Source organism: Aestuariivirga sp., from assembly GCF_041738905.1.
Taxonomy (GTDB): Bacteria; Pseudomonadota; Alphaproteobacteria; order Rhizobiales; family Aestuariivirgaceae; genus Aestuariivirga.
On record NZ_JBGSOZ010000059.1, the window covers coordinates 20,857 to 46,672 of the forward strand.

Consider the following 25,816-nt stretch of genomic DNA (forward strand, 5'->3'; position numbering starts at 1 on the left):
GGTTTCGGACTGCGTTCTTGCGAAATGGCGGTTCATGAACTCCCCCTTGCGTTTAGGTTCCGCTTTACCGAGGATTATGCCCGGAGGTTTTGCGGGCCAAGATCTTTGTTATAGTGACGGCGAACAAGGGAGGAAGCGGAAGACCATGTCCGGGAACAGCTATGTCAATCTATTGCCTGGTGATACCGCTCCGTGGTTCGCGCAACGCTCCACCAGCAATCCCCGTTTCGTCTTCGACACCGCGGCAGGACGCTATCTTGTATTGTGTTTCCTGGCCAGCGGAAGCGACGCCCATGCCAAGGCGGCGGTCGCCGCTGCCAGGAGCAGGCCAAGGTTCTTCGACGATGTGAACGCGTCGTTCTTCATGGTGTCGTCAGACCCGGCCGACGAGGCGCAACACAGGCTGAGTGAGTTTCTGCCAGGGCACCGCGTGTTCTGGGATTTCGACGGCACGATCGGTTCGCGCTACGGCGCGCTGCCGCGCGATATCCAGCCTGGAAAGGCCAATGTCGCGGCACGCCGGCTCTGGGTGGTGCTCGACCCGACGCTGCGGGTGATGAATGTCATTCCCTTCACGCAGGACCAGAGCGACATCCCCGCGGTACTCTCTTACATCGACAACCTTCCTCCTCCCCGGAGCTTCGCGGGTTTCGAGTTGCAGGCGCCGATCCTTGTGCTGCCACAGGTTTTCGAGCCGGAACTTTGCCAGCGGCTGATCGGACTTTACGAGGCTCATGGCGGAACCGAATCGGGCTTCATGCGCGAGATCAACGGCAAGACTGTCGCTGTCCATGACCACGCCCATAAGCGGCGCAAGGATTTCGACATCGAAGACGAGACACTCATCAAGGAACTTCAGGGACGTTTCACGCGCCGTGTGGTGCCGCAGATCCTGAAGACGCACCAGTTCAAGGTGACGCGCATGGAGCGCTATATCGTGTCGTGCTACGCGGCAGAGGACGAAGCGCATTTCCGCGCCCACCGCGACAACACCACCAAGGGCACCGCCCACCGGCGCTTTGCCGTATCGGTGAACCTCAACGATGAATTCGATGGCGGTGAAGTGAGCTTCCCGGAATATGGGCCCAGGAGCTTCAAGGCGCCTCCGGGCGGTGCGGTCGTGTTTTCATGCTCATTGCTTCATGCGGTATCGAAAGTGACACGCGGACGGCGCTATGCCTTCCTTCCTTTCCTCTATGACGATGAAGCCGCGAAGATTCGCGAGCAGAACAATGCCTACCTCGGCGAGGGCGTGGGCGCCTACAAGTCCGCCGAGGCGGAAGCACGGGACATGAAATGAAAAAGCCGAAGAAGATCCTGAACGATCCCCGCCGCGCCACGGCGGAGATGATGGAGGGGCTCATCCTCGCCTATGACGGGCGCGTGGCGCAGGTCGAAGGTCATGGCGCGCTTTACAGGACCGATATGCCGCAAACCAAGGTAGCACTACTTGTTGGCGGCGGCAGCGGACATGAACCGATCTTCGGCGGCTTCATCGGCAAGAACCTCGCGGATGGCGCAGCCTGCGGCGAGGTGTTCACATCGCCTTCACCCCAGACGATCTGCGAGGCGGCGCGCGCCATCCATCGCGGGAAGGGCGTGGTGTTCGTCTATGGCAACTATTCCGGCGACACCATGAACTTCGACATGGCGGCCGAGATGCTGGCCGAGGAGGGAATCGATACCCGCACCATTCGCGTTCGCGATGACGTGGCCGTGGCCTCGCGCGCGCAAGTCGATGACCGTCGCGGAATCGCGGGCGACGTGTTTGTCATCAAGATTGCGGGCGGTGCCGCAGCGGAGCTCGACGACCTGAACGAGGTGGAACGCGTGACGCGGAAGGCCGAAGCCAACACCTGCTCCATGGGCGTTGCGGTGGCACCCGGGTCGCTTCCTGAATCAGGCCAGCTCACCTTCGAACTCGGTGACGACGAGATCGAGATCGGCATGGGCGCGCATGGCGAGAAAGGCGTGAAGCGCCAGAAGATGGCCCCTGCCGACGAGATCACCGACCAGATGATGGCGCCAATCCTCGCGGACCTGCCATTTTCACAAGGCGATGAAGTGGCACTGCTGATCAACAATCTCGGCGCCACCACAATGTTCGAATTGCTGATCGTGAACCGCAGGGTGCGGCAGGTTCTCGCCAGCGAGGGTATCAAGGTTCACCGCAGCTTCGTCGGCTCGTGGCTCACGTCCCAGGAGATGGCGGGCTTCTCGATTTCGCTGATGAAGCTCGATTCAGAACTCAAGCATTATCTCGACCTGCCAAGCGCCTCCTTCGGCTTCACAAGCCTTTAGCAGGTTCCGTCCAGCTTGTTGATCGCCTCGACATTCGAGGCTGACGCGCCCTTGGGATCGAACGCGGAGGCAAGCCATGAATCGACGATGGCCTTGGCGAGTTCGGGGCCGATGACGCGGGCACCCATCGTGATGATCTGGGCATTGTTGGAGGTTGCGGCCTTGCCCGCCGAATAGGTGTCATGTGTCAGGGCCGCGCGGATGCCCGGCACCTTGTTGGCCGAGATACAGACACCGATGCCGGTGCCACAGCAGAGGATGGCACGGTCGTAGGTGCCGGACTTGACCGCCTTGGCAACGCCCGCCGAGAGATCGGCATAGAAACCGCCTTCGCTCATGTTGGTGACGGCGTGCTCGCCCTTGGTCTTGAGGTGGGCCTCGATCGCGTCAACGAGGGGCTTTCCGGCGCTGTCGCCGGCGATTGCGATTTTCATGATTGTTCTCCCAGATGGGCGGTGACCGCCTCGATGATTCCGATATAACCGGAGGGATCCCAGGCGGACCTTCCGATGAAGAGGCCGTCAATATCCGGTTTGGCCGCCAACTCGCAACAGTTCCGCGGATTGACGCTGCCGCCATAGAGGATGGGCAGCGGTGCGCCTGTGAGTTCGGCGGTGAGTGCCTTCAGCTTCCGGTGCTGGTCATTGGCGAAATCCGGATCGGCGGGAACGCCGCCTTCGCCGATCGACCAGACGGGTTCATAGGCGATGATGACCTGGCCTTTCGCGGCCTTGCCCACATCGCGAAGGGCATAGCGCGTCTGCCTTGCCAGCACGTCCGCCGTGGCGCCTGCATCATACTCGCTCCGCGTATCGCCGATGCAGACCAGGGCAATCAAGCCGTGCTTCACGGCGGCAGCGGTCTTCTTCGCAACCGTCTCGTCGGTTTCGCCGAAATGCGTGCGGCGCTCGCTGTGGCCGAGTTCGACGAGGGTTGCGCCGCAGTCCCTGATCATCACGGGCGAGACTTCTCCCGTCCACGCGCCGTGGTCGGCCCAATGCATGTTCTGCGCGCCGACCTTCACCTTCGTGCCGCTGAGAATTTCGGCGACTTCCGTGATGTAGGGGAACGGCGGAATGACGAACGGTTGAGCATTGGGTGTGCTGGCGAAGGGGGATGCCTCAAGGATGGTAGCAAAGGCGCGAGCTTCGGCCCGTGTCTTGTTCATCTTCCAGCTTGTGCCGATCCACGGAATCTTGCGGGCCATCAATTGAATCCTGTTTTCGTATAGGGCGACCAATAGGCGACCGACTCCCTGATCGCCGCCACCACGCTGCGGTCCGTTGGCTCGCGCTCACGGAAGGCGAGCTCGAGGCAGAGCTCGTTATCGGTGCCACCACCCGCCTCTACGGCGGCGATCAGCTTCTCCGGCGTGATGCGGCCGTTCTCGTTGTATTGCGCGGTGAAGGGCCAGTGGCCCCCCTTGTTCATGGTCGATTGCTTGATGTGGATGATCGGCGACTGGGTTGCGAAGTCCTTCGCCCATGCAAAGGGATCGACGTCTGCGGGGTTGAGCGAGGTCACATCGCCATGGTCGATATCGACCATCGGCTTCAGCGGAATGGGGAGGCCCGACACGTCGATCCAGTCCTGCAGCGCCTGCGTGTCCTTCAATGTGTGGCCGAGTTCACGGCCGACCGACATCGGCTCCCAGAACAGCCAGGTGAGGCCGCGCGACTTGGCGTGTTCGGCAACGTCGCGCCAGCAGTCGAGCGCGACGTTCATCAGCGCCTCCCGGCGAGCGGCATCATCGTAGTCGCGATAGGTGAAGATGCCGAACTGCGTGCCGATCGAGGGCGCTCCGAGATCGGATGCGATGTCGGCCATGCCCTTGAACCAGGAGACATAGTATCGCCGCACGTCCTGGTCAGGATGGGCGAAATGATTGAGGCGACCGTAGGGACCCGTCATGATGGACGTGATCTTCGCGCGTTCTCTATCGCAGGCCTTGGCCATGCGGCCGGTCAACCGCTTCACCGTCGTCGCCTGCCACGATGGATTGATGAACTCGTGCACCAGCTGGATGTGTCCGATACCGCACTCTCCCGCGAGGGTGGCGATCAGGTCCTCCGGTTCCGCGAAGCGGTTCACGAAAGGATTGGTGTTGACGGAAAGCGTAAATCCCATGAGCGGAGCCTGCGGTTGTTGCAGTGCAATGACGAATTCTGTTGACCTCGAAGCTTATCTGAAAAATATTGCACCTCAAGAAAAAATTTTCAAACATGAAATGGGATCCGGGCGTTGACGCTGCACCAGCCATCACCGCAAGTGGACGAGGAGGCCGCGCTCGCCGCGCGCGCCGCCTGGCTGCATTTCGCTGGCGGAAAGACGCAGGGCGAAGTCGCCGAACTTCTGGGAGTCCAGAGCACCAAGGCGCACCGGCTGATCGCACGCGCCCGCAGCGAGGGGCTGATCCGCGTCTTTGTCGAGGGCCCCATCTCGGGCTGCATCGCGCTCGAAGAGCGGCTGAAGGCTCTCTACGGAATTCATCTTTGTGAAGTCGTGCCCAACATCGACGAGGGCGCGCTGCCGCTGAGGACGCTCGGCATGGCTGGCGCGCGCTATATCCGCAACCTGATCGAGGGCGGACGTCACCGGATGATTGGGATCGGCCATGGCCGCACGCTGGCTGCGGCCGTCGACCTGATGCCCAGCGTTCCGGCGCATGACACGAAGTTCGTTTCGCTTCTGGGCGGCCTCACGCGGCGATTCGCGGCAAGCCCCTTCGACGTGATCCACCGCCTGGCCGAGCGTACCAGTGCCGAAGCCTATGTGATGCCGGTGCCGTTCTTTGCCAACACCGCTAAGGACCGTCAGGTTCTGGAAGCGCAGTATGGCGTGTCCGACGTTCTCGCCATGGCAAAGCAGGCCGAGCTTTACATCGCCGGGATCGGCGAAGTCGACGCCAAGAGCTTCATCGCTACGGCGGGCATGGTCGACCAGGAAGATGTCGACGAAGTGATGAAGACCGGAGCCTGCGCTGAAATCCTCGGGCATTTCTTCAGCGAAGGCGGCGTGCATCTGCCGAACTCGGTTTCCGACCGGGCGCTGGCACCTCGCTTCCCGGATCTGAAGACTCACAAGATCGTCGCCCTTGCTGGCGGCACATCGAAAACTCGGGCCATCCGCGCCATTCTCGAGCACGGACTTCTTTTTGGCCTGATTACCGACGAGGCGACCGCCAAACGCCTCGTCTCCGCCAAACCGGGACGTGAGCCCGGCAAGAAGAACGGAAAAACCGCACCGGGCTAAGTCTAACGTGCCTACTCAACAATAACGGAGGAATGGGAACATGTACGACAAGGAAAAGGGCCTCTTCGATGCCTTCGTGGCGAAGAAGATGAGCCGCCGCGAACTTCTGCAGGCGACCGGAAAGGCGGGCCTCGGCGCCTCTGCTGCCGGCTTCCTGATGACCCAGGCGCAGACCCGCGCCATGGCTGCCGACTTCGACTGGATGAAGTACAAGGGTTCGAAGTTGAAGCTTCTGCTCAACAAGCATCCCTATGCCGATGCCATGATCGCCAACATCGAGACCTTCAAGACGATGACCGGCATGGACATCTCGTGGGACATCTTCCCCGAGGACGTCTACTTCGACAAGGTGACGGCGGCGCTGTCTTCAGGCTCCACCGAATATGATGCCTTCATGACCGGCGCCTACATGACATGGACCTATGGTCCGGCCGGCTGGATCACCGATCTCAACGAGTACATCAAGGACCCGGCCAAGACGAACCCCAACTACAATTGGGAAGACATGCTGCCGGGCCTGCGCGCATCCACCTCGTGGAACGGCGTTCCGGGCGGCGAGCTCGGCTCTGCAGATGCCAAGCAGTGGTGCCTGCCGTGGGGCTACGAGATGAACAACATCTCGTACAACAAGAAGATGTTCGACAAGGTCGGCGTGCAGCCCCCGAAGAACATGGGCGAGATGGTCGAGATCTCGGCCAAGCTCACCAAGGACTTGGGTGGACCCTATGGCATCGGCGTGCGCGGTTCGCGTTCGTGGGCCTCGATCCATCCGGGCTTCCTGTCGGGCTATGCCAACTTCGGCGAGAAGGACTTCAACGTCACGGATGGCAAGCTGAAGGCCGCCATGAACACGGCGGGCTCCAAGGCCTTCCACAGCGACTGGGTGAAGATGATCCAGGATTCGGGCCCGAAGAACTGGTCGACCTACACCTGGTATCAGGTCGGCACGGACCTGGGCGCTGGCGCTTCCGCCATGATCTACGACGCCGACATCCTCGGCTACTTCATGAACGGCGGCGACAACAAGGAAGCCGGCAACCTTGGCTATGCGCCGTTTGCCGCCAACCCCGCAGCCTCGGCTCCGACGCCGAACGTGTGGATCTGGTCGCTGGCCATGAACAATGCCGGCGTTCAGAAAGACGCCACCTGGTACTTCCTGCAGTGGGCAACCTCCGTCGAGCACGCGCTCTTCGGCGCCCGCAAGATGGACTTCGTCAACCCGGTTCGCGCCTCGGTCTGGAAGGACGAGGAATTCCGCGGCCGTATCGATGCGAAGTATCCGGGCTACCTCAACCAGCATGACGTCTCGGCTCCGGGTGCGAAGATCTACTTCACCGCCCAGCCTCTGTTCTTCGACCTCACCACGCTGTGGTCCGAGAACCTGCAGAAGATGGTCGCCAAGGAAATCCCGATCGATGAAGGTCTGGACAAGATGGCTGTCGAAATCGACGCCAAGCTGGCTGAAGCCGGTCTGGGCTAAAGCCTGAAAGACTGCGCGCAGGTGCTCCGACTCCCTGCGGATGCCCTGCGCGCTTTCTTTTCCCAACGCATCAATTGAGATAGGTTCCAGGGCTCATGACAGCCGCTTCGATCAACAAGCGACCACCGGTGAAGCAGAGCCGCTTCATGCGCCGGGCCCTGCCCTATCTGTTGAGCCTGCCTGCGCTGCTGATGTGCATCGGCATCCTGATCCCGTTCTTCACGGCGGTTTACTATTCGCTGCTGCGCTACCGCATGAACCTGCCGCAGATGAAGGGCTTCATCTGGTTCGACAACTACATCAACTTCTTCGGCGATCCGAAGTTCTGGAACACCGTCTACATCTCCCTCACCTATGCGGCTCTCACGGTTGGCCTCGAGCTTCTCCTGGGGCTGGGCATCGCGCTTCTGCTGCAGCGGCCGGGACGCTTCAACAACATGGCCTCCATCCTGCTCCTGCTTCCGCTGATGACGGCGCCCGCCTTGGCTGCCCTGATGTGGAAACTGATGACGCATCCCGACTTCGGTGTCCTCAGCTACATGCTGACGCTGATCGGCATCACCGATTTCAAGTGGGCGTCCGATCCCTCGACCGCGCTCTTTACCGTTCTGCTGGTGGACATCTGGGTCTACACGCCATTCATCATGATCCTGCTGCTGGCAGGCCTGCGCTCATTGCCCAAGGCGCCGTTTGAAGCGGCCGCACTCGACGGGGTGCCGCGCAGCTTCGTTTTCTTCCGCATCACGCTGCCAATGCTGATGCCCTACATCATCACGGCGACGCTGTTCCGCCTGCTCGACTCGATCCAGCAATTCGACATCATCTACGCGATGACGCAAGGCGGCCCCGGCGACAAGCTGCTGGTGTTCCAGGTGCAGGCCTATCTCGACTTCTTCCAGGCCACCAACGTCGGGCGCTCGGCGGCGCTGATGATCATCCTGTGGGCGATCACCTATGCTCTCTCCAACGTCTTCATCAAGCAATGGCTCAAACTGCGCGAACGCGCGCATGGTGGTGCGTGATGCGAGTGAAGAGCCTTCATCCGGCCTTCTGCCACCTTCTCCCATCCTTCAGACGGGAGAAGGCATGCATGGTTTCCGCCTTCGCCCGTGGCGCAGCCATGGGAGAAGGTCCCGACAGGGGGATGAGGGCTTCTTTCCTCGCAACGGAAGGACAGAACTGAGATGGACCATACATCCAAATTCGAAAAGCTCCTGCGCGGCGCGCTCATCACGCTGGTGCTGGTGTTCTTCCTGTTCCCGATCTTCTGGATTTTCCTCATGTCGTTCCAGACAAACGAGACGATCCTGCGCATTCCCCCGGCGCTCACCTTCACGCCGATCCTCGAGAACTATACCGCGCTGATCACGGGTGAGTTGCGGACGGCGGCGGGCAGCCTGCAACTGAACTTCATGCAGAACATGTGGAACTCGGTGCTGCTGTCAACCTGCTCGGTCGCACTCTCGCTGGTGCTCGGCGTGCCCGCGGCCTATGCCTTCGCGCGCTTCAAGTTCCGGCTGGGCGAGGACATCGCCTTCACGCTGCTGTCGTTCCGCTTCGCTCCGGCTCTTCTCGTGCTGCTGCCGTTGAGCCTCTATTTCAAGACGCTGGGCCTCACCAACACCTACATCGGCCTTATCTGGGTTTATCAGCTCATCTGCCTGCCGCTCATCCTGTGGATCGTGCGCGGCTATTTCGAGGACATCAGCCCGGACATCGAATACGCCTACCGCATCGCCGGCAACAGCTGGATCAAGACGTTCCGCAACATCGCCATTCCACTGGCCAAGCCGGGCATCGCGGCGGCGGGCCTGCTCGCCTTCATCTTCGCATGGAACAACTTCGTCTTCGCGCTGATCCTCGCGTCCGCCGACAAGCAGCCCGTCACGGTGGGCGCGCTTGCCTTCGTCACCGCGTCCGGCATCCAATACGGCCAGATCGCGGCGGCCATCATCATTTCGATCACGCCGACCCTGGCTCTTGCGCTTTATGCCCAACGCTATCTCGTCGAAGGTCTCTCCATGGGTGCGGTAAAGGGATGACGCAGCTTTCCATCAAGTCCCTGTCGAAGGCTTACGGCTCATTCAAGGTCTTCGACGGGCTCAACCTCGATGCCGATGCCGGTGAGATCGTCGTGATCTTTGGCGGGTCCGGCACGGGCAAGACTATTTTGCTGCGCCTCATCGCGGGCGTGGAAGAACCGACCGCAGGAACAATCGAAATCGAAGGACATGACGTCTCGGACATTGCGCCCGAACATCGCGGCATCGGCATGGCGTTCCAGAACTTCGCGCTGTTCCCGCACATGTCGGCCTCCGAGAATATCGCAACGCCGCTCCGTGCGGCGGGTGCGGGCGAAGACGTGGTGAAGTCGGGCGTGGCGAAGGTTGCGAAGCTTCTCAAGATCGACCATGTGCTGGGCCACGCCCCGCGCGAATTGTCCAACGGGCAAAAGCAGCGCACGGCACTCGCCCGCGCTCTGGCCGCCGAGCCCAACATTCTTCTTCTCGATGATCCCTTGCGCAACGTCGACGCCAAGCTGCGCTTCGAGATGCGCCTCGAACTGCCGCGCCTGCTGCGCCAGAGCGGTGCAGCCGTGCTCTACGTCACGCAGGACTACAAGGAAGCGATGGCGCTGGCCGACCGGATCGCGGTGCTGGCGGGAGGGCGCTTCGTGCAGACGGCAACGCCCGAGGATATCTATCTTCGTCCCGCGACACTGGGCGTGGCGCGGCTCTTCGGCGATCCGTCGATCAACACGGCAGAGACAACCGTCGAGAGCGATGGCGCCCATGTGCATGTGACGCTGGGCGGCGTGAAGCTTGCCGTCGCTCCCACTTACAAGAGCTTCGCTGGCCGTGCGGTGACATTCGGCGTGAGGCCGGAGGCCGTCGATATTTCCGCAACTTCGGGACTTGCAGCGACGGTTGTAGCGGTGACGCCCCTCAACGAGCGTACCGTACTGCTGCTGCAATCGGACAATGGCTGGGAGTTCCTCGCGTCGCTGCCCTCGTCAGCATCCGGCATACCGGAGCCTGGCACCAGGCTGCATGCGCGCTTCGGTGAGGCCGGAACCCATCTCTTCGACCGCCAGACGGGAGTGCTGCTCCATGGGTGAACTCGTTCTCAGCAAGGTCGACAAGATCTACCGGTCACGCAAGGGTGGCGTTCATGCGGTGAGGTCACTCGATCTCACGGTGATGCCTGGCGAGATCGTGGCGCTGCTGGGTTCCTCGGGCTGCGGCAAGACCTCGACGCTCCGCATGATCGCAGGCTTCGAGGATGTGTCGAACGGCACGATTTCGCTCGATGGGAAAATGATCCACACGTTGGCCCCCGCAGCGCGCGGCGTGGCCATGGCCTTCGAGGCCTATTCGCTCTATCCGCCACTGACGATCGGCGAGAACATGTCCTTCGCGCTGAAGTCATCGAAGCTGTCGCCTGCCGAGCAGCAGCAGCGCGTGAAGGCAATGGCGGAGATGCTGGAGATCAGCGATATCCTGGCCAAGTATCCCTCCTCCGTTTCGGGCGGTCAGCAGCAGCGCGCCAGCTTGGGCCGCGCGCTCGTCCGCAATGCGGGGCTCTATCTGCTCGACGAACCGATGGGACAACTCGAACCGCAGCTCCGCGCCGTGCTGCGCGGCCGCATCAAGCATTATCTCCGCGAACACAAGTGCACGACGATTCTCGTCACCCACGACCAGACGGAAGCCAACGCGTTGGCCGACAGGATCGCGGTGATGGAGGGCGGCAGCCTTCAGCAATATGCAACGCCCGCCGAGTTGAAGGCCCGTCCGGCCAACCTGTTCACCGGAACCTTCATCGGCGAGCCGCCGATGAATGTGTTCAACGCGGCGGTCTCAACGGGCGATCAAGCGGTCAGCTTCGTGATCGATGGCGGCACGACATTGTCCTATCCCGCTACGATGCTGTCACCGGGGCTGCGCGAGGTGCTGGCGAGAAAGCCGCGCATCTCGATTGGCGTCAGGCCGCACGCGCTTCATGTCGGCGAAGGACCGGTGAAGGGCAAGGTGATGGCGGTGCAATGGCTGGGCGACCAGACGCATGTGGCCGTCGACGTCGCGGGACGGATCGTGGTGTCGGTGTCGCACGAGCGTGTATCGCGGAAACCGGGCAGCGACATTTCGCTCGACGTTGCGGCGGCGGACCTGCATCTGTTCGACCCCGACACAGGACAGGCCATGGCGCATGGCGGGAGCCTCGCATGAAGGATGGCGTGCTGATCGGCATTGATGCCGGAACGTCCGTCATCAAGTCGGTGGCCTTCACGACGGCTGGTGAGCAGATCGCATCGGCTGCGATCCCCAACCGCTATCAGACATTTCCCGACGGCGGAGCCGAGCAGGACATGGCCCGCACCTGGGCCGATGCCGCAGCGACCCTGAAGCAGCTTTCGGAAAAGATCCCCGATCTTGCCAATCGCCTGATCGCCATCTCCGTCACCGGACAGGGCGATGGCATGTGGCTTATCGACAAGACGGGAGAACCGGTGGCGCCCGCCTGGCTGTGGCTCGATGCGCGTGCCTCTGCAATTGCCGAGGACTTCACCCGCCACGTCGAATATCCGGCCCACTATGCCCGCACGGGCACTGGCGTCAATGCTTGCCAGATGAGCATTCAACTGGCGTGGATGACGCGGCACCGCCCCGATGTTCTGGCGCGGGCAACGACCGGCTTCCATTGCAAGGACTGGCTTTACTTCAAGTTGACAGGTGACCGGCGCACCGACCCCTCGGAAGCAAATTTCACCTTCGGCCAATACACGACGCGAACCTATGCGCCGGCGATCCTCGACATTCTGGGAGCGGCTGACGCAAAGCGCCTGTTGCCGGAGATGGTGGAAGGCACGCAAGTGGCGGGCCGCCTGACGCCAGAGGCCGCAGCACTCACGGGACTGAAGGCCGGAACGCCGATCACGCTCGGCTATGTCGACGTTCTCTGCACCGGCCTTGGCGGCGGGCTCTACGACCCTGAAGGCAAGACCGGCTGCACCATCGTCGGCTCCACCGGGATGCACATGAAGATCGCGCCGACGGCCAAGCATGTGAAACTCAATTCCGAACTGTCGGGCTACACGATGGCCTTTCCGGTGCCCGGCATGTACGCGCAAATCCAGTCCAACATGGCCTCGACCCTCAATATCGACTGGCTGCTGGATCTGGGCCGCGATGTCCTGACATCGCAAGGCGTCGAGCGCAGCCGTGGCGATCTGCTCAAGGGCCTTGACGAGCGGGTGATGGCAGCACCGGCCGCCCGCGCGATCTATCATCCCTATATCTCGAAGGCAGGCGAGCGCGGGCCGGTGATGGAGCCAGCCGCGCGTGCCATGTTCTCGGGCCTCGAACTCGGCATGGGCTTTGCCGACCTCATGCGCGGCGTGTTCGAGGGCCTGTGCTATGCCTCGCGCGATTGCTACTCCGCGATGGGCGATGTTCCGACCGAAGTGCGAATCACTGGCGGGGCCGCGCGATCGCAGGCTTTGCGCGTGATGCTCGCCAGCGTCCTGAAGGCCCGCGTGCGCGTGGTTCAGCGCGAGGAGGCGGGCGCCGCAGGTGCCGCCATGATCGCGGCCGTGCAGCAGAAGATCTATCCCGACATGGATGCCTGTGCCGCGCAATGGGTGAACCCGCTGCTCGGGCCGGTGACCACTCCCGACGAAACGCTCACCGGCCTCTATGACGGAGGCTTTGCCATTTACAAGGAAACCCGAGAAAAAATGCGACCCCTCTGGCGCGCCATGGTGGCCAACCATGCCTCGTAAGATCTCCGTCATCGGCGATCTCTTCATGCTCTCCTCGATGTTCGAGGAGGCCTTACTTGATCGCTGCCGCCTGTTCGAACTCGATATCCGCAAGCACGACCTGCCGTGGCCCGACGAGCCGATGGAACACGGCTATGCGGTCGAAGGCATGGACGGCCTCAAGGAATACATGGGAACGGCCGACCAGGTGGTGGACCTCACGGGGGATGCCGAAATCCTGGTGACGCAACTGGCCCCGCTCTCAGCCTCGATCATGGACCGGCTGCCGGGCCTGAAGTTCGTGGCCGTGTCGCGCGGCGGGCCGGTAAACATCGACATGAAGGCAGCGCGCGCGCGCGGCATCACGGTCGTCAACACGCCGGGACGCAATGCAAGTGCCGTCGCCGAGTTCACCATCGGTGCGATCCTCGCGGAAACGCGCAACATCACGCGCGGGCACGACGCATTGCGGAGTGGGGTTTATCGTGGCGACCTCTACCGCGCCGACATTGCCGGCCAGGAACTCTCCGAGATGACGGTCGGCCTTATAGGCTATGGCGAGGTGGGCTGCCGCGTCGTGAAGTTCCTCAAGGTTTTCGGTTGCCGCATCCTCGTCAGCGATCCCTATGTGCAGCTCACCGCCGAGGATCACAACGATGGCGTCATCCAGTGTTCGCTGGATCGCGTGCTCAGTGAATCCGACGTCGTGTCCATGCATCCGCGCGTGACGCCGGAGACGACGAAGATGATCAACAAGGATACGCTGGCGCTGATGAAGAAGGGCGCCTATCTCGTGAACACCGCGCGCGGGCCGCTTGTCAACTATGACGATCTTTATGAATCGCTTGTCTCGAACCATCTGCGCGGCGCCATGCTCGAGACCTTCGACGTTGAGCCGGTGCCAGCCGATTCGCGTTTTCTCAAGCTTCCGAACGTGACGCTGACGCCGCATATCGCGGGCGCATCGGTGAAGACGGTGAGTTATGCGGCGGGCCTCGCCGCCGAGGAAGTGCGCCGCTACCTTGCGGGAGAGCCCGCGCTCAACAGGTGCTGACGGACGCTTGACATGCAGGAGTTGAAGCCGGTCGATCTGGTCGTCATCGGGGGCGGCATCAACGGCGCAGGGATCGCCCGCGATGCAGTGGGCCGCGGCCTCTCGGTGATCCTCTGCGAGAAGGACGATCTGGCGCAGGGAACATCGTCGCGCTCTGGAAAGCTCATTCACGGCGGGCTGCGCTATCTTGAGTATTACGAATTCCGCCTGGTCCGCGAGGCGCTGATCGAGCGTGAGGTGCTGCTGAGGGCGGCACCCCATATCGTGTGGCCGATGCGCTTCGTGCTGCCGCACTCGCCCGAGCAGCGGCCGGCCTGGCTCGTGAGGCTGGGTCTGTTTCTCTACGATCATCTCGGTGGCCGCAAGAAATTGCCGGGTTGCCGCAACATCGACCTGACGCGCGATCCCGAAGGAAAGCCCATTCGGCCCGAGTTCCGCCGCGCCTTCGAATATTCCGATTGCTGGGTGGACGATGCCCGCCTCGTGTCGCTGAACGCGCTAGATGCCAAGGAGCGTGGCGCCATCGTGATGACGCGGACGGCGGCCACGTCCGCGCGCCGCGTGAATGGTGGCTGGGATGTCGAATTCACCGCCGCTGATGGTACGCAGAGCAAGGTGCGCGCGCGTGCCATCGCCAACGCGGCCGGGCCCTGGGTCGAGAATGTCATCAACGGCGTTGCCGGTTCAAACTCCCCGCGGCGGGTGCGGCTCGTCAAGGGCAGCCACATCATCGTGCCGAAATTCTGGGAGGGGCCACAGGCCTACCTGTTCCAGAACCACGACAAGCGCGTGATTTTCGTCAACCCTTACGAAGGCGACATGGCACTGATCGGCACGACTGACATTCCTTATGATGGCCGTGCCGAGGACGTGACGATCGACAGCCGCGAGATCGACTATCTGCTGTCTGCCGTGAACCGCTATCTCAAGGTGGCAATCACGAAGGACCAGATCATTCACAGCTTCTCGGGCGTGCGGCCGCTCTATGACGACAATGCGGAAAACCCATCCGCCGTCACGCGCGACTATGTGTTCGATGTGACGGGAGAGCCACCGATGCTCTCGGTGTTCGGTGGAAAGATCACCACCTACCGGAAGCTCGCCGAACACGCGCTCGACAAGTTGAAGCCATTCTTTCCGGACATGAAGGCGCCGTGGACGGCGCTCGCCTCGCTTCCCGGCGGCGATATGCCGGAAGCTGATTTCGATGGCTTCCTCGTTGAGCTCCGCCGCGCGAAACCCTTCCTTCCCGATGACCTGGCCCGGCATTATGCACGGCTCTACGGTACGCGCGTTGCGGAAGTTATCGGTGCGGCGGAGGACATCGCAGGCCTCGGGCAGCATTTCGGCGGGCTGCTGTACAGTTGCGAAGTTGACTATCTCCGCAAGGCGGAATGGGCACTGACGGCAGAGGACATTCTCGACCGCCGCACCAAGCATGGCCTTCACGTTACACCCGCTCAACGCGACAGCCTCGTCCGGTACATAGGCGCTTGAGGGGCATCAGATTCCTGTCGCGGGTGGCGGGCGTTTGTGAAACTATGCTGACGACAATTGCCGGACGGCGGGATCATGAGCGACGAGGACGACGAACAAGCAGACGGCGCGACGATAACCTGGCCGTTGGAACGGCTCGCCCGCCTGATGCGCTCGCGTGAACATGATGACGGACTGAACCCTGCGCAATGGGAGGCCTTGCGCTATCTCGATCGCGCCAATCGTTTCTCCAATTCGCCGGGTGCGCTCACGCATTATCTTGGAGCCACCAAGGGAACGATCTCGCAAACGCTGATCTCGCTGGAGCGCAAGGGTTTCATTGCCAAATCGGCGCGGTTGGGGGAACGGCGCTCGGTCAGCCTCTCGCTCACGCCGAAGGGCCACGAGGTGCTGGCGCGTGACCCATGGAACGATCTTGCATCCTCAGTCGACGGGCTTGGCGGAAAGACGCGGAGGCGGCTGAACAAGGGCCTGCGCGAACTTCTGGCGGAGGAAGTGAAGCGCGGCGGCCTGTCGAGCTTCGGGTCTTGTTCATCATGCCGGTATTTTCGCGAGAAGGGCCGCGACCACGATCCGCAAGGCCCGCATCTCTGCATGCTGTTCGAGCAACCGCTCAGCCCGGAAGAGACCCGGCGCATCTGCGTCGCGCATGAGGAAGGGGGCTAGGCCCGTTCCTTCGCTATCTCCAGAGCGGCAGGCTGGTGACGACGGAGATCGCGATGAGAAGAAAGCAGAGACGCCGGAACAGTTCGGGGCTTGCAAGCCTGAACAGGCGTGCGCCCGCATAGAGGCCAAGGCCATAGAGGGGTGCCACCAGCATCGCGAGCCACACCGTCTGGAGCGTGATGATGCCAGTGAGGAGATAGGACACCGTGGTGAACAGCGTGGTGGCGCCAAAGAAAAGGATGATGTTGGCGCGAATGGCAATCGGCTCTTGCTTGCCCGACAGCCAATAGGCAACGACGGGCGGGCCGCTCAGTTGTGCAAGGCCGCCGAAGAGCCCTGACACTGCCCCCACGAGGGCCGTGACCGGCTTGCGCGGTGTGCCGTGATAGCGCCAGCCCGACATGAGCAGCATCAGCATGGCCGTTGCCAGTGCCGCGATGACCCAGCGCAGAAGCAGCGGATCGGCTTGCTGGAGAATCAGGGTTCCCAGCGGGACGCCGACAACGGCGCCGGCGGCCATCACCGCGACATCGCTTCGCCGTGCGAGGGTCCATGCCTTCGGGAGGAAACCCAGCGACAGTAGGCCATCAGCTATCAGAAGCACAGGCGCCGCGATGGCAGGCGTTACCAGCGCGCTCGCGGCGGGCATGAAGATCAAGGCGGCGCCGAAGCCAGAAAACCCATGCGCAAGGCCCGCCACGCCGGCTGCCAGCACGACGAGAACAAGCGTTGAGTTTTGAAATGCCGAGAGCGAGGCGAACACGGCAGCAGCCATGCGCCAGCGGGACGCGCTGTTCAAGCACGAACATGACCGGACAGACGAGGCCGCCCGGCCATGTTGGTATTCGGATCGCGGAGCTTACTCGGCAGCGATCTGGAGCGAGGGACTTGCGGCCTTCACGTCAGCACTGGTCTTGGCTTCGAACTTCGCAAAGTTCCTGACGAACATGCCGACGACCTTCCGCGCCATCGCGTCATAGGAGCGCTGGTCGGACCAGGTCTCGCGCGGATTGAGGATCTTCGAATCGACTCCTTCGACGGCCAATGGCACGGCGAAACCGAAGTTCTGGTCGGTTCGCATGGGAACGCCATCGAGGCGGCCTTCCAGGGCTGCCTCAAGAAGGGCACGCGTGACCTTGATCGGCATGCGGTGGCCTTCGCCATAGGCGCCGCCGGTCCACCCCGTGTTGACGAGGTAACAGGCGACATCGTGCTTCGCCATGAGGTCGCGGAGCAGGTTGCCATAGACCTGCGGATCGCGCGGGATGAAGGGCGCGCCGAAGCAGGTGGAGAACGTGGCCTGCGGTTCCGTCACGCCGCGCTCGGTGCCGGCGACCTTTGCCGTGTAACCCGAGAGAAAGTGATACATGGCCTGCGCGGGCGTGAGCTTCGCGATGGGCGGCAGCACACCGAAGGCATCGGCTGTCAGCATTACGATGGTTTTTGGAATCGGCGCGGTTCCGGTGCGGCTCGCATTTGGAATGGCCGACAGGGGATAGGCCGAGCGGGTGTTCTCGGTGAGCGAGCCGTCATGGAGGTCGAGCTTGCGGGTCTCGGGATCGATCTTCACGTTTTCCAGAACCGTGCCCCACATTTCTGTGGTGGCGTGGATCTGGGGCTCGGCTTCCTTTGAAAGCTTGATGACCTTGGCGTAGCAGCCACCCTCGAAATTGAAGATGCCGTTGCCGGACCAGCCATGCTCGTCATCTCCGACCAGCGTGCGCGAGGGATCGGCGGAGAGCGTGGTCTTTCCCGTGCCGGAGAGGCCGAAGAAGACGGCACTGTCGCCCTTGGGTCCGACGTTGGCCGAGCAATGCATCGGCATCACGCCCTGCTCGGGGAGGAGATAGTTGAGGACGGTGAAGACGGATTTCTTCATCTCGCCCGCGTATTGCGTGCCGCCGATGAGGACGAGCCCGTTGGCAAGGTCGAGCGCGATGACGGTTTCGCTGCGGGTGCCGTGACGGGCGGGATCGGCCTTGAAGCTCGGCAGGTCGACGATGGTCAGCTTCGGCGCAAAGCCCGTGCAGTCCTCCGGCACGATCAAAAGGTGCTGGATGAACAGCGAATGCCAGGCGAATTCGGTGATGACCCGGGTGGGGAGCTCATAGGCCGCGTCGGCGCCGCCGAGCAGGTCCTGCACATAGAGGCCCTTGAGGCGGGCATGGGCCATGAAGTCCTTGCGGAGCGTTTCGAAGTGCTCGCGGCTCATGGGCTTGTTGTTGTCCCACCAGATGGTGTGTTCGGTGGTCTCATCACGCACGACGAACTTGTCGTTCGGGCTGCGGCCCGTGTGCTGGCCTGTGGTGACGACCAGTCCGCCGCCGTCTGCAACCATGCCTTCACCGCGCGCGATCGCCTCTTGGTAGAGCACCGGCGCCGGGGCATTCCATGAAATGCGGTCGACCCATGTGAGTCCCAGGGCGGCGAGTTCGGAACGGATCAGGGTATCGGTCGCAGTGTCCATGCGCAGGGCTCCTCAGGCTGAAGCACCGAACACTAAGACCCGGCCAAACGTTCCTGCAAGGAAAAAGATGAGTTAAAGCTGTTTTTCCATCAATATTCTGCGGTATCGTACATCATTTTGTGACGTGTTAAACTAGATTTTGGACTGCTCCCCAAGACTCGCAAGAAGCCTGCGCAACGCTGCCCCCGAATAAATGGGCGCGTCGAAGGGCAATCGCAGGATCTCTTCACCACGCAGCAGATCGGCACCATCCGGGTCAATTCCTGCGATTTTCCATCCTCCGGGAGCAGCTCCCAGCAGCTTGTTCGCGAATCGCTGGATGGCGTCGTCATGGTCTTCATTCATGTGGGCGATGGCGCTGTCTTCCATTGACGACATCTCATCGGCTGAGGGAAACATCTCATCGGCCCCGATGGTTTCGATGCGGCCAAACCCGGCGACCGCATGGGCGCGCTCGGGTTCAAGGCGCCAGAAGGCGAAGTCGCCGAAGCCGGCGTAAAAGCCAGCGGCGGGGTGGCGGGCCAGATAGCGGCGCTTGGCTTGCTCAGACTCGATCTTGACGATACGCCCCATGACTGTGACGCGGGCACCGGTGAGAGCGTCTCCCGTCTCCGGCGTTTCAGCCACCATGATGCTGGCGCGCGGGTCCGCGAGCAGGTTCTTGGTATGCCAGGCGAGGGTCGAGACCAGGATCAGCGGGCAGCCCCGCACGTCAGTCGCTACGTTAACAAGCGACGCATAGGGGATGCCGTCTTCCCGGTTCAGGGTGCCGAGCGTTGCCGTCCGCGCCCTCCGGAGGAGGTTCCTGGCCTCGTTTCCGCTGAAACTTCTTTGCCCGCTCATGTTCTTACCTCGCAATCTGCCCCAAGAGCACCTATCATGTTCGCCACATTTTGTTCCAGTTCCGCCCCTAGTGCCAGAAGAAGGAATTCGCGAAGGATGAACAAGAAGATGCCGACGATCGCCCTGGTCGATGACGACCGCAACATTCTGACATCGGTCGGCATGGCCCTCGAGAACGAGGGATATGCCGTGCAGAAGTACAATGACGGCGCGGCGGCCCTTCAGGGCCTGCAGGACAATCCGCCCGACATGGCCATTTTCGACATCAAGATGCCGCGCATGGATGGTATGGAACTGCTGCGCCGCATCCGCCAGAAGTCCGACCTGCCCGTCATCTTCCTCACTTCCAAGGACGATGAGATCGACGAGCTGTTCGGCTTGAAGATGGGTGCCGACGACTTCATCAAGAAGCCGTTCTCGCAGCGCCTTCTGGTCGAGCGCGTGAAGGCGGTGATGCGCCGCGCGGTGAACCGCGACACCACGCAGACGCCGCAGGAGGCCGCTAAGGTCATCGAGCGCGGCAAGCTGGCGATGGACCCCGACCGTCACTCCTGCACATGGGACGGAAAGCCCGTGACTCTAACCGTCACCGAATTCCTGATCCTCCAGTCGCTGGCCCAGCGCCCCGGCATCGTGAAGAGCCGCGACGCGCTGATGGATGCGGCCTATGACGACCAGGTTTATGTCGACGACCGCACCATCGACAGCCACATCAAGCGGCTTCGCAAGAAGTTCAATGCGGTGGACGAGGCCTTCGACGGCATCGAAACGCTCTACGGGGTGGGATACCGCTTCAAGGAGCAATAGGACGGCCCGAACATCGGGCCCGATCTGACATGCTGGACCGCGTGAAGACGCCAGAACCTGCCGACCGCATGGAAGCCGAGGAACAGGCCGAGCATGCGGAAGGCGATACCGCGCCCGCGCGGGAAAGCTGGATCAGGCGATTCGCCCCGCAGCGGCTCACCAGCCGCATCGTGCTGCTGAACCTGCTGGGCCTTATCGTGCTGGTCACCGGCATTCTCTATTCGAACCAGTTCCGCCAGGGCCTCATCGATGCGCGCGTGATGAGCCTCACCACGCAGGCGCAGATCATCGCGGCAGCCATCGCAGGTTCAGCCACCGTCGACACCGGCTCGATCGTCATTGATCCTGACTCACTCGCCGATTCGAGTGACGATGCGCTGGCCGATGCCGACCAGCTCTCGAACCTCGATTTCCCCATCGACCCCGAGACGGCCGGTCCCATCCTCAAGCGGCTGCTCGCCAACACGACGGTCCGCGCACGGATCATCGACAAGGACGGCAACCTCGTCGTCGATAGCCGATTTCTCTACAGCCGCGGCGACATCGTGCAGTCCGACCTGCCGCCGCTCAACGCTGCCGATGAAGGCTGGTTCCAGTCATTGTGGAACCGGCTGATCGCCTGGAGCTTCAGCTACGATTATCCAAGGCAGGCCGAATACGACCTCGGCAACGGCAAGGAATTTCCCGAAGTCGCAGCGGCGCTGAACGGCGCCAAGGTGAGCGTCGTCCGCCTCAATGACCGGCGGCAGATCATCGTTCTCGTCGCCGTGCCAGTGCAGCGCTTCCGCGCGGTGCTGGGAGCGCTTGTGCTGTCGACCACGGGCGGCGAGATCGACGACGTGATCCGGGCCGAGCGGCAGGTGGTGTTCATGACCTTCGGCTTCGTGGCGCTTGTAACTCTGGTGCTGTCGGTGCTGCTCGCCTCCACAATCGCATTGCCGCTTCGCAAGCTGGCGGCGGCGGCAGAGCGGGTGCGGCGGGGCGTCAACAAGCGCGTCGAAATCCCCGACTTCTCCTCGCGCCGTGATGAAATCGGCGATCTCTCAGGCGCGGTTCGCGACATGACGAATGCGCTCTACCAGCGCATCGAGGCAATCGAAGCCTTCGCGGCGGATGTCAGCCACGAATTGAAGAACCCGCTGACGTCACTGCGCAGCGCCGTCGAAACACTGGCCTATGCCAAGACGCCCGAGCAGCGTGAACGTCTGGTCGATATCGTGAAGCATGACGTGAAGCGGCTGGACCGGCTCATCACCGATATCTCCGATGCCTCGCGGCTCGATGCGGAACTGGCGCGATCCGAGGCGCGTGCTCTCGACATCGCCCAACTGCTTGAAACCATCGTGAGCTATGCCAACGACACGCGGAAGAACGAACAGCCCGAAATCGTGCTGGAGATCGCGAAGCCGCCACCGGGCATGGACCGCACCAGCGCCTACACCGTGATGGGGCATGATTCACGCCTGGGCCAGGTGACCCGCAACCTTGTCGACAATGCACGATCTTTCACTCGGCCTGGCACCCAACTGATCGTCCGCATGCGGAGGGTTGGATCGGAAGTCGAGTTCCGGGTCGAGGATTCCGGCCCTGGCATCAGACCCGACAATCTGGAGCGCATCTTCGAGCGGTTCTATACCGACAGGCCGGACGGCAGCTTCGGGTCGAATTCGGGTCTCGGACTCTCGATCTCGAAGCAGATCGTGGAAGCCCACCGCGGCCGCATCTGGGCCGAGAACCGCTATGGCAAGGCGGACGAAAGTGGCGAGAAGCCCGTGCTGGGCGCCCGCTTCACCGTCCGCATTCCGGGAGCCGAACATGCATGAGGAAGCACTGATTCACGGTAGCTGCATCGCCATCGACGGCAAAGGTGTCCTCCTTCTGGGAGCACCCGGCGCAGGCAAGTCCGATCTGGTACTTCGGCTTCTCGATCATTCGGGAAGCGGCATTTCAGGACAGCTCCGCCATGCAAGGATGGTGGCGGACGACCAGGTGGCGGTGCGGCGCATTGGCGACAGTCTTTCGGCTTCCGCACCTGCTGCGCTGGCGGGCAAGCTTGAAATTCGGGGATTGGGAACCGTGAATGTGGCTGCGCTTGCCGAAGCTCCGATGGCACTCGCCGTGCGGCTGACGCCCGCCATCGAAATCGAGCGGATGCCGGAACTCGACCGGGCCCGGATGGACATCCTCGGAATATCCATCCCGCTCATCCTCATCGATCCGGAAAAAGCCTCTGCACCCGCCCGGATAAGGGCGGCTCTGGATCATTTTCAGCCGAGTTGAATGGTATATTGCATCGCAACCGCGTTAGAGGCATTGTGCGCCACCCTTGAACGGCGGGAGCGCGGAGTTTCAGTGTCACCATGATCGGACTCGTCCTGGTCACCCACGGCCGTCTGGCCGAGGAATTCCTGTTTGCGCTCGAACACATCGTGGGCCCGCAATCGGGGATCGAGACCATCGCCATCGGGCCCGATGACCGCATGGAGAACCGGCGCGCCGACATTGCGGCCTCGATCAAACGCGTGAACGGTGGCGCGGGCGTCATCATCCTGACCGACATGTTCGGCGGCACACCTTCGAACCTCGCCATCTCGCTGCTCGAAATCGGCAAGGTGGAGGTCGTCGCCGGCCTCAATCTTCCCATGCTCGTGAAACTCGCCCGCATCCGCAAGGACTATGCGCTCGACAAGGCGGCAACGGCAGCGCAGGACGCCGGGCGGAAGTATATCAATGTCGCGAGTCAGATTCTGGGGGACTGACGGGCGTGGCGGCGGTGAACAAGGAACTGGCGATCATCAACCAGCGCGGGCTCCATGCCCGTGCCTCGGCCAAGTTCGTCAAATGCGCGGAAGGCTTCGACGCCGACATCAAGGTGAGCCGCGACGGCATGACGGTGCCCGCGACTTCGATCATGGGACTGATGATGCTCGGTGCCGCCATCGGCACGTCAATCGAGGTCGAAGCCTCCGGCCCGCAGGCGGAAGCAGCCATTACGGCTCTCGAACACCTGGTAGCGAGCAAGTTCGACGAAGAATAAAACGCCCCTCATTCACCAGGCCATAAAGGAGTTTCTCGATCATGACTTGGCTTCGGTGCAGGATTGCTGAGTGAGCCTAAAGGTAAGCGATGAAGAGTATAATGCGCTCTGCCAGCTGGTAGGAAATATTGCTATTCAGGCGTCATTCCTAGAGCAAGCTTTAGATGTTACTATCTCGTTCATTTTTCATGAGCTTGGCGGACGTGATCACTCTGATGGTCAAGCGCTACCTCGTGGGTTGAAACGGAAAATTCGATACCTACGACTTTGCTTTTTGAAGGTTTCGAGTCTTCATAGGCATTCAGAACATGCCCTGTCACTTCTGCATGGGATAAGCAATGCTTCGAGAGATCGAAACAACATCATTCATGGCGTTTTTCAGAAGTTTGATTCCGCTAGAAGACTGTGCACTTTTGCCAAATTAGATGCTGTTGGAGTTTTTCACCACGAAAGCTTGAACTCCTATACCTTTGACCAACTGCTCAAGCTTTCAGACACACTCTTGAAATATGGAAGATCTGTCATAGAACTCAACCAAAGGATCTTCGAATTAGACCCGAATATAAGCCAAACAAATCCAGAATAGTGAATTGCATCTACAGCGGTCTGTTCGAGAACAATTGATTCTGGATGACGGCTTCGGCGGGCTGCAGCATCGGCTTTTCGGTCTCCGAACATTTCTGCACCGCGTGGTTCATGTAGCGGTCATTTGACTGCTGGCCGATCCAGTCGAGGATCAGCGGGGGGAAACAATAGAGCGGGCGCGCCGCAATGGTCTTCACGAGAGCTGCCGGGTCTTTCGCATTGCTGGCGATGAGTACCGGAACCTGATGCAGGCGGGGGTCCGTCTCCGACTTCATGCCGTTCTTCCATTGGTGAAGCCTCAGGCCCGGAAGGTGATCACCAAACAGCACGATGGCGTAGGGCCGCCCCTTCGCATCCAGACGCTGCTTGAACGCGGTGAGGGACTTCGCGGCTGCATCAAGACGGGTGCGATAGTCGTGAACGCCATTGTGGCCTTCGATATCGGTCTCATGCTTCACGAAGGGACCGTGGGTCTGCACCGTCACGATGAAGTGAAACTGCGGCGCATCTCCGCCCACCGTATCGAGCACGGACTTGTAGAGGCCTTCGTCGGTCGGCCAGTCGTTCGGCTGTATGACGAGCGTCATGTCTTCCATGCTCACGAAGCGGTCGAAGCCGAGTTTTGGATACATCTGGTCACGGAGCCAGAAGCGGCGGGTGAAGTTGTGGTACGCGGTGGCCGCATAGCCCTTTTCCGAGAGAAGGCGCGGCAGGGCGCGGGCCATATCCGTCACATATTGCACGTAGTGCTGATAGGGGATGATGCCGGCCTGGAAGCTCCTCACCGGGATGCCGGTCAAGACTTCGAATTCGGCATTGGGCGTGGTTCCGCCATAGACCGGGGAGACGGCCGACGTTTCACTGAAGCCCGCCTGCTTCAACTGGTCGAGCGGCGAGGCTTTGTCATCGGGATCGCGCCACCAGGCTTCGCCGAGGATGAGATAGAGATCGGGCGCCGGACCCGACGAGGCCGCAGCGGGAGGTAAGGGTGCGTTCAGCGCTTCCAGTGCCCGCTTGACCTCGGCTTCGGCGTAGGTCTTCAGTCGAAGGCCCGCGGTCGAGAAATAGAGATGGGTCGAGAGGCCATTCATGCGCTCGCTTTCGGCCTGGCTGAAGGTGAGGTTCTCGACCCCGATCCACCAGGCATTGGTGTGGATCCATTTCGAGACCGCCTCGAAGCGGTAGGTCGAGAGAAGCGCCACGAAGACGAGGGCCAGTGGAATGCTCCACCAGCGGAAGCGGAGCCTTGTCAGGTAAAGGGCCGTGGCGGGCAGGATCGCCGCGCCCATGAGCCAATGATACCACTGCACATAGTGAAAGAGATGGACGCTTTGGCCCGCGAGGAAGAGATCGCTGACCTGGAAGGGCTCGCCCGTCGACTCGCGCTTGATCGCCGAAATGGTGCCGACGAAAAGCAGCGCCGCCGCCAGCATAATGCCGGAGGGAAGAATACGGGCCACGGACGCCAGCACACCCAGCATGACCATGGGAACGAGCATGCGGGTGAACCAGAAGTGCCAGAGGTCGCGGCCCTGCAGATATTCAGGGGTCCATTGGCCGAGTAAGGCGTGAACGGCAAGAATCAGGAGATAGGCCACGGCAAGATGCAACAGTACGCGGATTGCGGTGCGGAGCCATGGGGCGGAAGAACGGCCAGCGGTCGCCGGTGCAATCGCATCGCCTTCTGCCGTGGTCATGGTCATCGCGCACCCTCTGGTCCATCCGGCGGCTCCCGCTGCCGGTTTTCAAGCGGGTTCCTATGCGCCGGGTGGCATGGCGCAAACAAGGCGAAATGGGGGAAAGTTCATCAATCCGAGATGAAATCGTCATGAAAACCTGCGCTGCGCCTCTGTGCAGATGCAAAATGGCCGCCCAAAGGGCGGCCATTGCATTCAAATACTTAAGGTAGATACTTAGGCGATTGGCTAGGGTCAGGACTCATTGATTGAGATAGAAGATGACGCTGGCCGCAATGCAGATTGCCGAGAAGAAGGTGTGAGAGCAACGGTCATAGCGGGTTGAGATGCGCCGCCAGTCCTTGAGCCTTCCGAACATGTTCTCGATCT

Annotated in this window: 25 protein-coding genes and 1 pseudogene; 18 read left to right on the forward strand and 8 right to left on the reverse strand. The window is 61.6% G+C overall.

What is annotated here, in order from left to right; translation table 11 throughout:
• Positions 1-145: 145 nt before the first annotated feature.
• On the forward strand, positions 146-1,300 hold the full coding sequence (locus ACEW8Q_RS04570) for a 2OG-Fe(II) oxygenase family protein (RefSeq protein ID WP_373502873.1): 1,155 nt from the start codon (positions 146-148) through the stop codon (positions 1,298-1,300).
• Entirely contained in the window at positions 1,297-2,301 is a 1,005-nt protein-coding gene (locus ACEW8Q_RS04575) for a dihydroxyacetone kinase subunit DhaK (RefSeq protein ID WP_373502874.1), read from the forward strand. The genes ACEW8Q_RS04570 and ACEW8Q_RS04575 overlap by 4 nt, the downstream gene beginning before the upstream one ends.
• Here ACEW8Q_RS04575 and ACEW8Q_RS04580 read toward each other — a convergent pair.
• Genes ACEW8Q_RS04580 through ACEW8Q_RS04590 form a run of 3 tightly spaced genes read right to left on the reverse strand, consistent with a single transcriptional unit; the run spans position 2,298 to position 4,428 of the window.
• Positions 2,298-2,735 (reverse strand): RpiB/LacA/LacB family sugar-phosphate isomerase, encoded by a 438-nt coding sequence (locus ACEW8Q_RS04580; RefSeq protein ID WP_373502875.1) that lies wholly within the window; start codon positions 2,733-2,735, stop codon positions 2,298-2,300. The two genes, ACEW8Q_RS04575 and ACEW8Q_RS04580, sit on opposite strands and share 4 nt — an antisense overlap.
• Complete coding sequence (locus ACEW8Q_RS04585; protein WP_373502876.1) at positions 2,732-3,508, reverse strand: triose-phosphate isomerase; 777 nt, start codon at positions 3,506-3,508, stop codon at positions 2,732-2,734. The genes ACEW8Q_RS04580 and ACEW8Q_RS04585 overlap by 4 nt, the downstream gene beginning before the upstream one ends.
• A complete protein-coding gene (locus tag ACEW8Q_RS04590) occupies positions 3,508-4,428 on the reverse strand; it encodes a sugar phosphate isomerase/epimerase family protein (RefSeq protein WP_373502877.1) in 921 nt (306 codons plus the stop codon). The genes ACEW8Q_RS04585 and ACEW8Q_RS04590 overlap by 1 nt, the downstream gene beginning before the upstream one ends.
• Positions 4,429-4,542: 114 nt before the next feature.
• On the opposite strand from ACEW8Q_RS04590, the gene ACEW8Q_RS04595 reads away from it, so the two are divergent.
• From ACEW8Q_RS04595 to ACEW8Q_RS04640, 10 genes are all read left to right on the forward strand, one after another.
• Positions 4,543-5,553, forward strand: a complete 1,011-nt coding sequence (locus tag ACEW8Q_RS04595; RefSeq protein WP_373502878.1) for a sugar-binding transcriptional regulator — start codon at positions 4,543-4,545, stop codon at positions 5,551-5,553.
• Positions 5,554-5,593: 40 nt separating this feature from the next.
• Positions 5,594-7,033, forward strand: coding sequence for an extracellular solute-binding protein (locus ACEW8Q_RS04600; protein ID WP_373502879.1), 1,440 nt, complete (start codon positions 5,594-5,596; stop codon positions 7,031-7,033).
• Between the two features lie 95 nt (positions 7,034-7,128).
• Positions 7,129-8,055, forward strand: coding sequence for a carbohydrate ABC transporter permease (locus tag ACEW8Q_RS04605; protein WP_373502880.1), 927 nt, complete (start codon positions 7,129-7,131; stop codon positions 8,053-8,055).
• Between the two features lie 162 nt (positions 8,056-8,217).
• Positions 8,218-9,075: a carbohydrate ABC transporter permease gene (locus tag ACEW8Q_RS04610; protein ID WP_373502881.1), complete on the forward strand. Its 858-nt coding sequence runs from the start codon at positions 8,218-8,220 to the stop codon at positions 9,073-9,075.
• Positions 9,072-10,151 carry an ABC transporter ATP-binding protein gene (locus tag ACEW8Q_RS04615; protein ID WP_373502882.1) on the forward strand — a complete coding sequence of 360 codons (1,080 nt, stop codon included), beginning with the start codon at positions 9,072-9,074 and terminating at the stop codon, positions 10,149-10,151. The genes ACEW8Q_RS04610 and ACEW8Q_RS04615 overlap by 4 nt, the downstream gene beginning before the upstream one ends.
• Complete coding sequence (locus ACEW8Q_RS04620; RefSeq protein ID WP_373502883.1) at positions 10,144-11,262, forward strand: ABC transporter ATP-binding protein; 1,119 nt, start codon at positions 10,144-10,146, stop codon at positions 11,260-11,262. Before ACEW8Q_RS04615 ends, ACEW8Q_RS04620 begins: the two co-directional genes overlap by 8 nt.
• On the forward strand, positions 11,259-12,815 hold the full coding sequence (locus ACEW8Q_RS04625) for an FGGY family carbohydrate kinase (protein ID WP_373502884.1): 1,557 nt from the start codon (positions 11,259-11,261) through the stop codon (positions 12,813-12,815). The genes ACEW8Q_RS04620 and ACEW8Q_RS04625 overlap by 4 nt, the downstream gene beginning before the upstream one ends.
• Positions 12,805-13,848 (forward strand): 2-hydroxyacid dehydrogenase, encoded by a 1,044-nt coding sequence (locus tag ACEW8Q_RS04630; protein ID WP_373502885.1) that lies wholly within the window; start codon positions 12,805-12,807, stop codon positions 13,846-13,848. Before ACEW8Q_RS04625 ends, ACEW8Q_RS04630 begins: the two co-directional genes overlap by 11 nt.
• 12 nt (positions 13,849-13,860) lie before the next feature.
• The gene (locus tag ACEW8Q_RS04635) at positions 13,861-15,345 is read left to right on the forward strand and encodes a glycerol-3-phosphate dehydrogenase (RefSeq protein ID WP_373502886.1); all 1,485 of its coding nucleotides are present in this window, start codon (positions 13,861-13,863) and stop codon (positions 15,343-15,345) included.
• 75 nt (positions 15,346-15,420) lie between these two features.
• The gene (locus tag ACEW8Q_RS04640; protein ID WP_373502887.1) at positions 15,421-16,011 is read left to right on the forward strand and encodes a MarR family winged helix-turn-helix transcriptional regulator; all 591 of its coding nucleotides are present in this window, start codon (positions 15,421-15,423) and stop codon (positions 16,009-16,011) included.
• Between the two features lie 13 nt (positions 16,012-16,024).
• Here the strand turns inward: ACEW8Q_RS04640 and ACEW8Q_RS04645 are convergent, their stop codons facing one another.
• From ACEW8Q_RS04645 to ACEW8Q_RS04655, 3 genes are all read right to left on the reverse strand, one after another.
• Entirely contained in the window at positions 16,025-16,810 is a 786-nt protein-coding gene (locus ACEW8Q_RS04645; protein WP_373502888.1) for a sulfite exporter TauE/SafE family protein, read from the reverse strand.
• Between the two features lie 60 nt (positions 16,811-16,870).
• Positions 16,871-18,478 (reverse strand): phosphoenolpyruvate carboxykinase, encoded by a 1,608-nt coding sequence (locus ACEW8Q_RS04650; RefSeq protein ID WP_373502889.1) that lies wholly within the window; start codon positions 18,476-18,478, stop codon positions 16,871-16,873.
• 132 nt (positions 18,479-18,610) lie between these two features.
• Positions 18,611-19,321, reverse strand: coding sequence for a HugZ family protein (locus tag ACEW8Q_RS04655; RefSeq protein WP_373502890.1), 711 nt, complete (start codon positions 19,319-19,321; stop codon positions 18,611-18,613).
• Positions 19,322-19,429: 108 nt separating this feature from the next.
• On the opposite strand from ACEW8Q_RS04655, the gene ACEW8Q_RS04660 reads away from it, so the two are divergent.
• The 6 genes from ACEW8Q_RS04660 (at position 19,430) to ACEW8Q_RS04685 (ending at position 23,751) form a co-directional block, all read left to right on the forward strand.
• Positions 19,430-20,128, forward strand: a complete 699-nt coding sequence (locus tag ACEW8Q_RS04660; RefSeq protein ID WP_373502897.1) for a response regulator transcription factor — start codon at positions 19,430-19,432, stop codon at positions 20,126-20,128.
• Between the two features lie 29 nt (positions 20,129-20,157).
• Positions 20,158-21,951 carry a stimulus-sensing domain-containing protein gene (locus ACEW8Q_RS04665; RefSeq protein WP_373502891.1) on the forward strand — a complete coding sequence of 598 codons (1,794 nt, stop codon included), beginning with the start codon at positions 20,158-20,160 and terminating at the stop codon, positions 21,949-21,951.
• Positions 21,944-22,408 (forward strand): HPr kinase/phosphorylase, encoded by a 465-nt coding sequence (locus tag ACEW8Q_RS04670; RefSeq protein ID WP_373502892.1) that lies wholly within the window; start codon positions 21,944-21,946, stop codon positions 22,406-22,408. The genes ACEW8Q_RS04665 and ACEW8Q_RS04670 overlap by 8 nt, the downstream gene beginning before the upstream one ends.
• 80 nt (positions 22,409-22,488) lie before the next feature.
• Positions 22,489-22,887, forward strand: coding sequence for a PTS sugar transporter subunit IIA (locus ACEW8Q_RS04675; protein ID WP_373502893.1), 399 nt, complete (start codon positions 22,489-22,491; stop codon positions 22,885-22,887).
• A 5-nt stretch (positions 22,888-22,892) separates the two neighbouring features.
• Positions 22,893-23,165 (forward strand): HPr family phosphocarrier protein, encoded by a 273-nt coding sequence (locus ACEW8Q_RS04680; RefSeq protein ID WP_373502894.1) that lies wholly within the window; start codon positions 22,893-22,895, stop codon positions 23,163-23,165.
• Between the two features lie 70 nt (positions 23,166-23,235).
• A complete protein-coding gene (locus ACEW8Q_RS04685) occupies positions 23,236-23,751 on the forward strand; it encodes a hypothetical protein (protein WP_373502895.1) in 516 nt (171 codons plus the stop codon).
• 10 nt (positions 23,752-23,761) lie between these two features.
• On the opposite strand, the gene ACEW8Q_RS04690 is transcribed toward ACEW8Q_RS04685, so the two are convergent.
• Positions 23,762-25,453, reverse strand: coding sequence for an LTA synthase family protein (locus ACEW8Q_RS04690; protein WP_373502896.1), 1,692 nt, complete (start codon positions 25,451-25,453; stop codon positions 23,762-23,764).
• Between the two features lie 235 nt (positions 25,454-25,688).
• A pseudogene (locus ACEW8Q_RS04695) lies at positions 25,689-25,816 on the reverse strand (IS5/IS1182 family transposase); the annotation flags it as partial.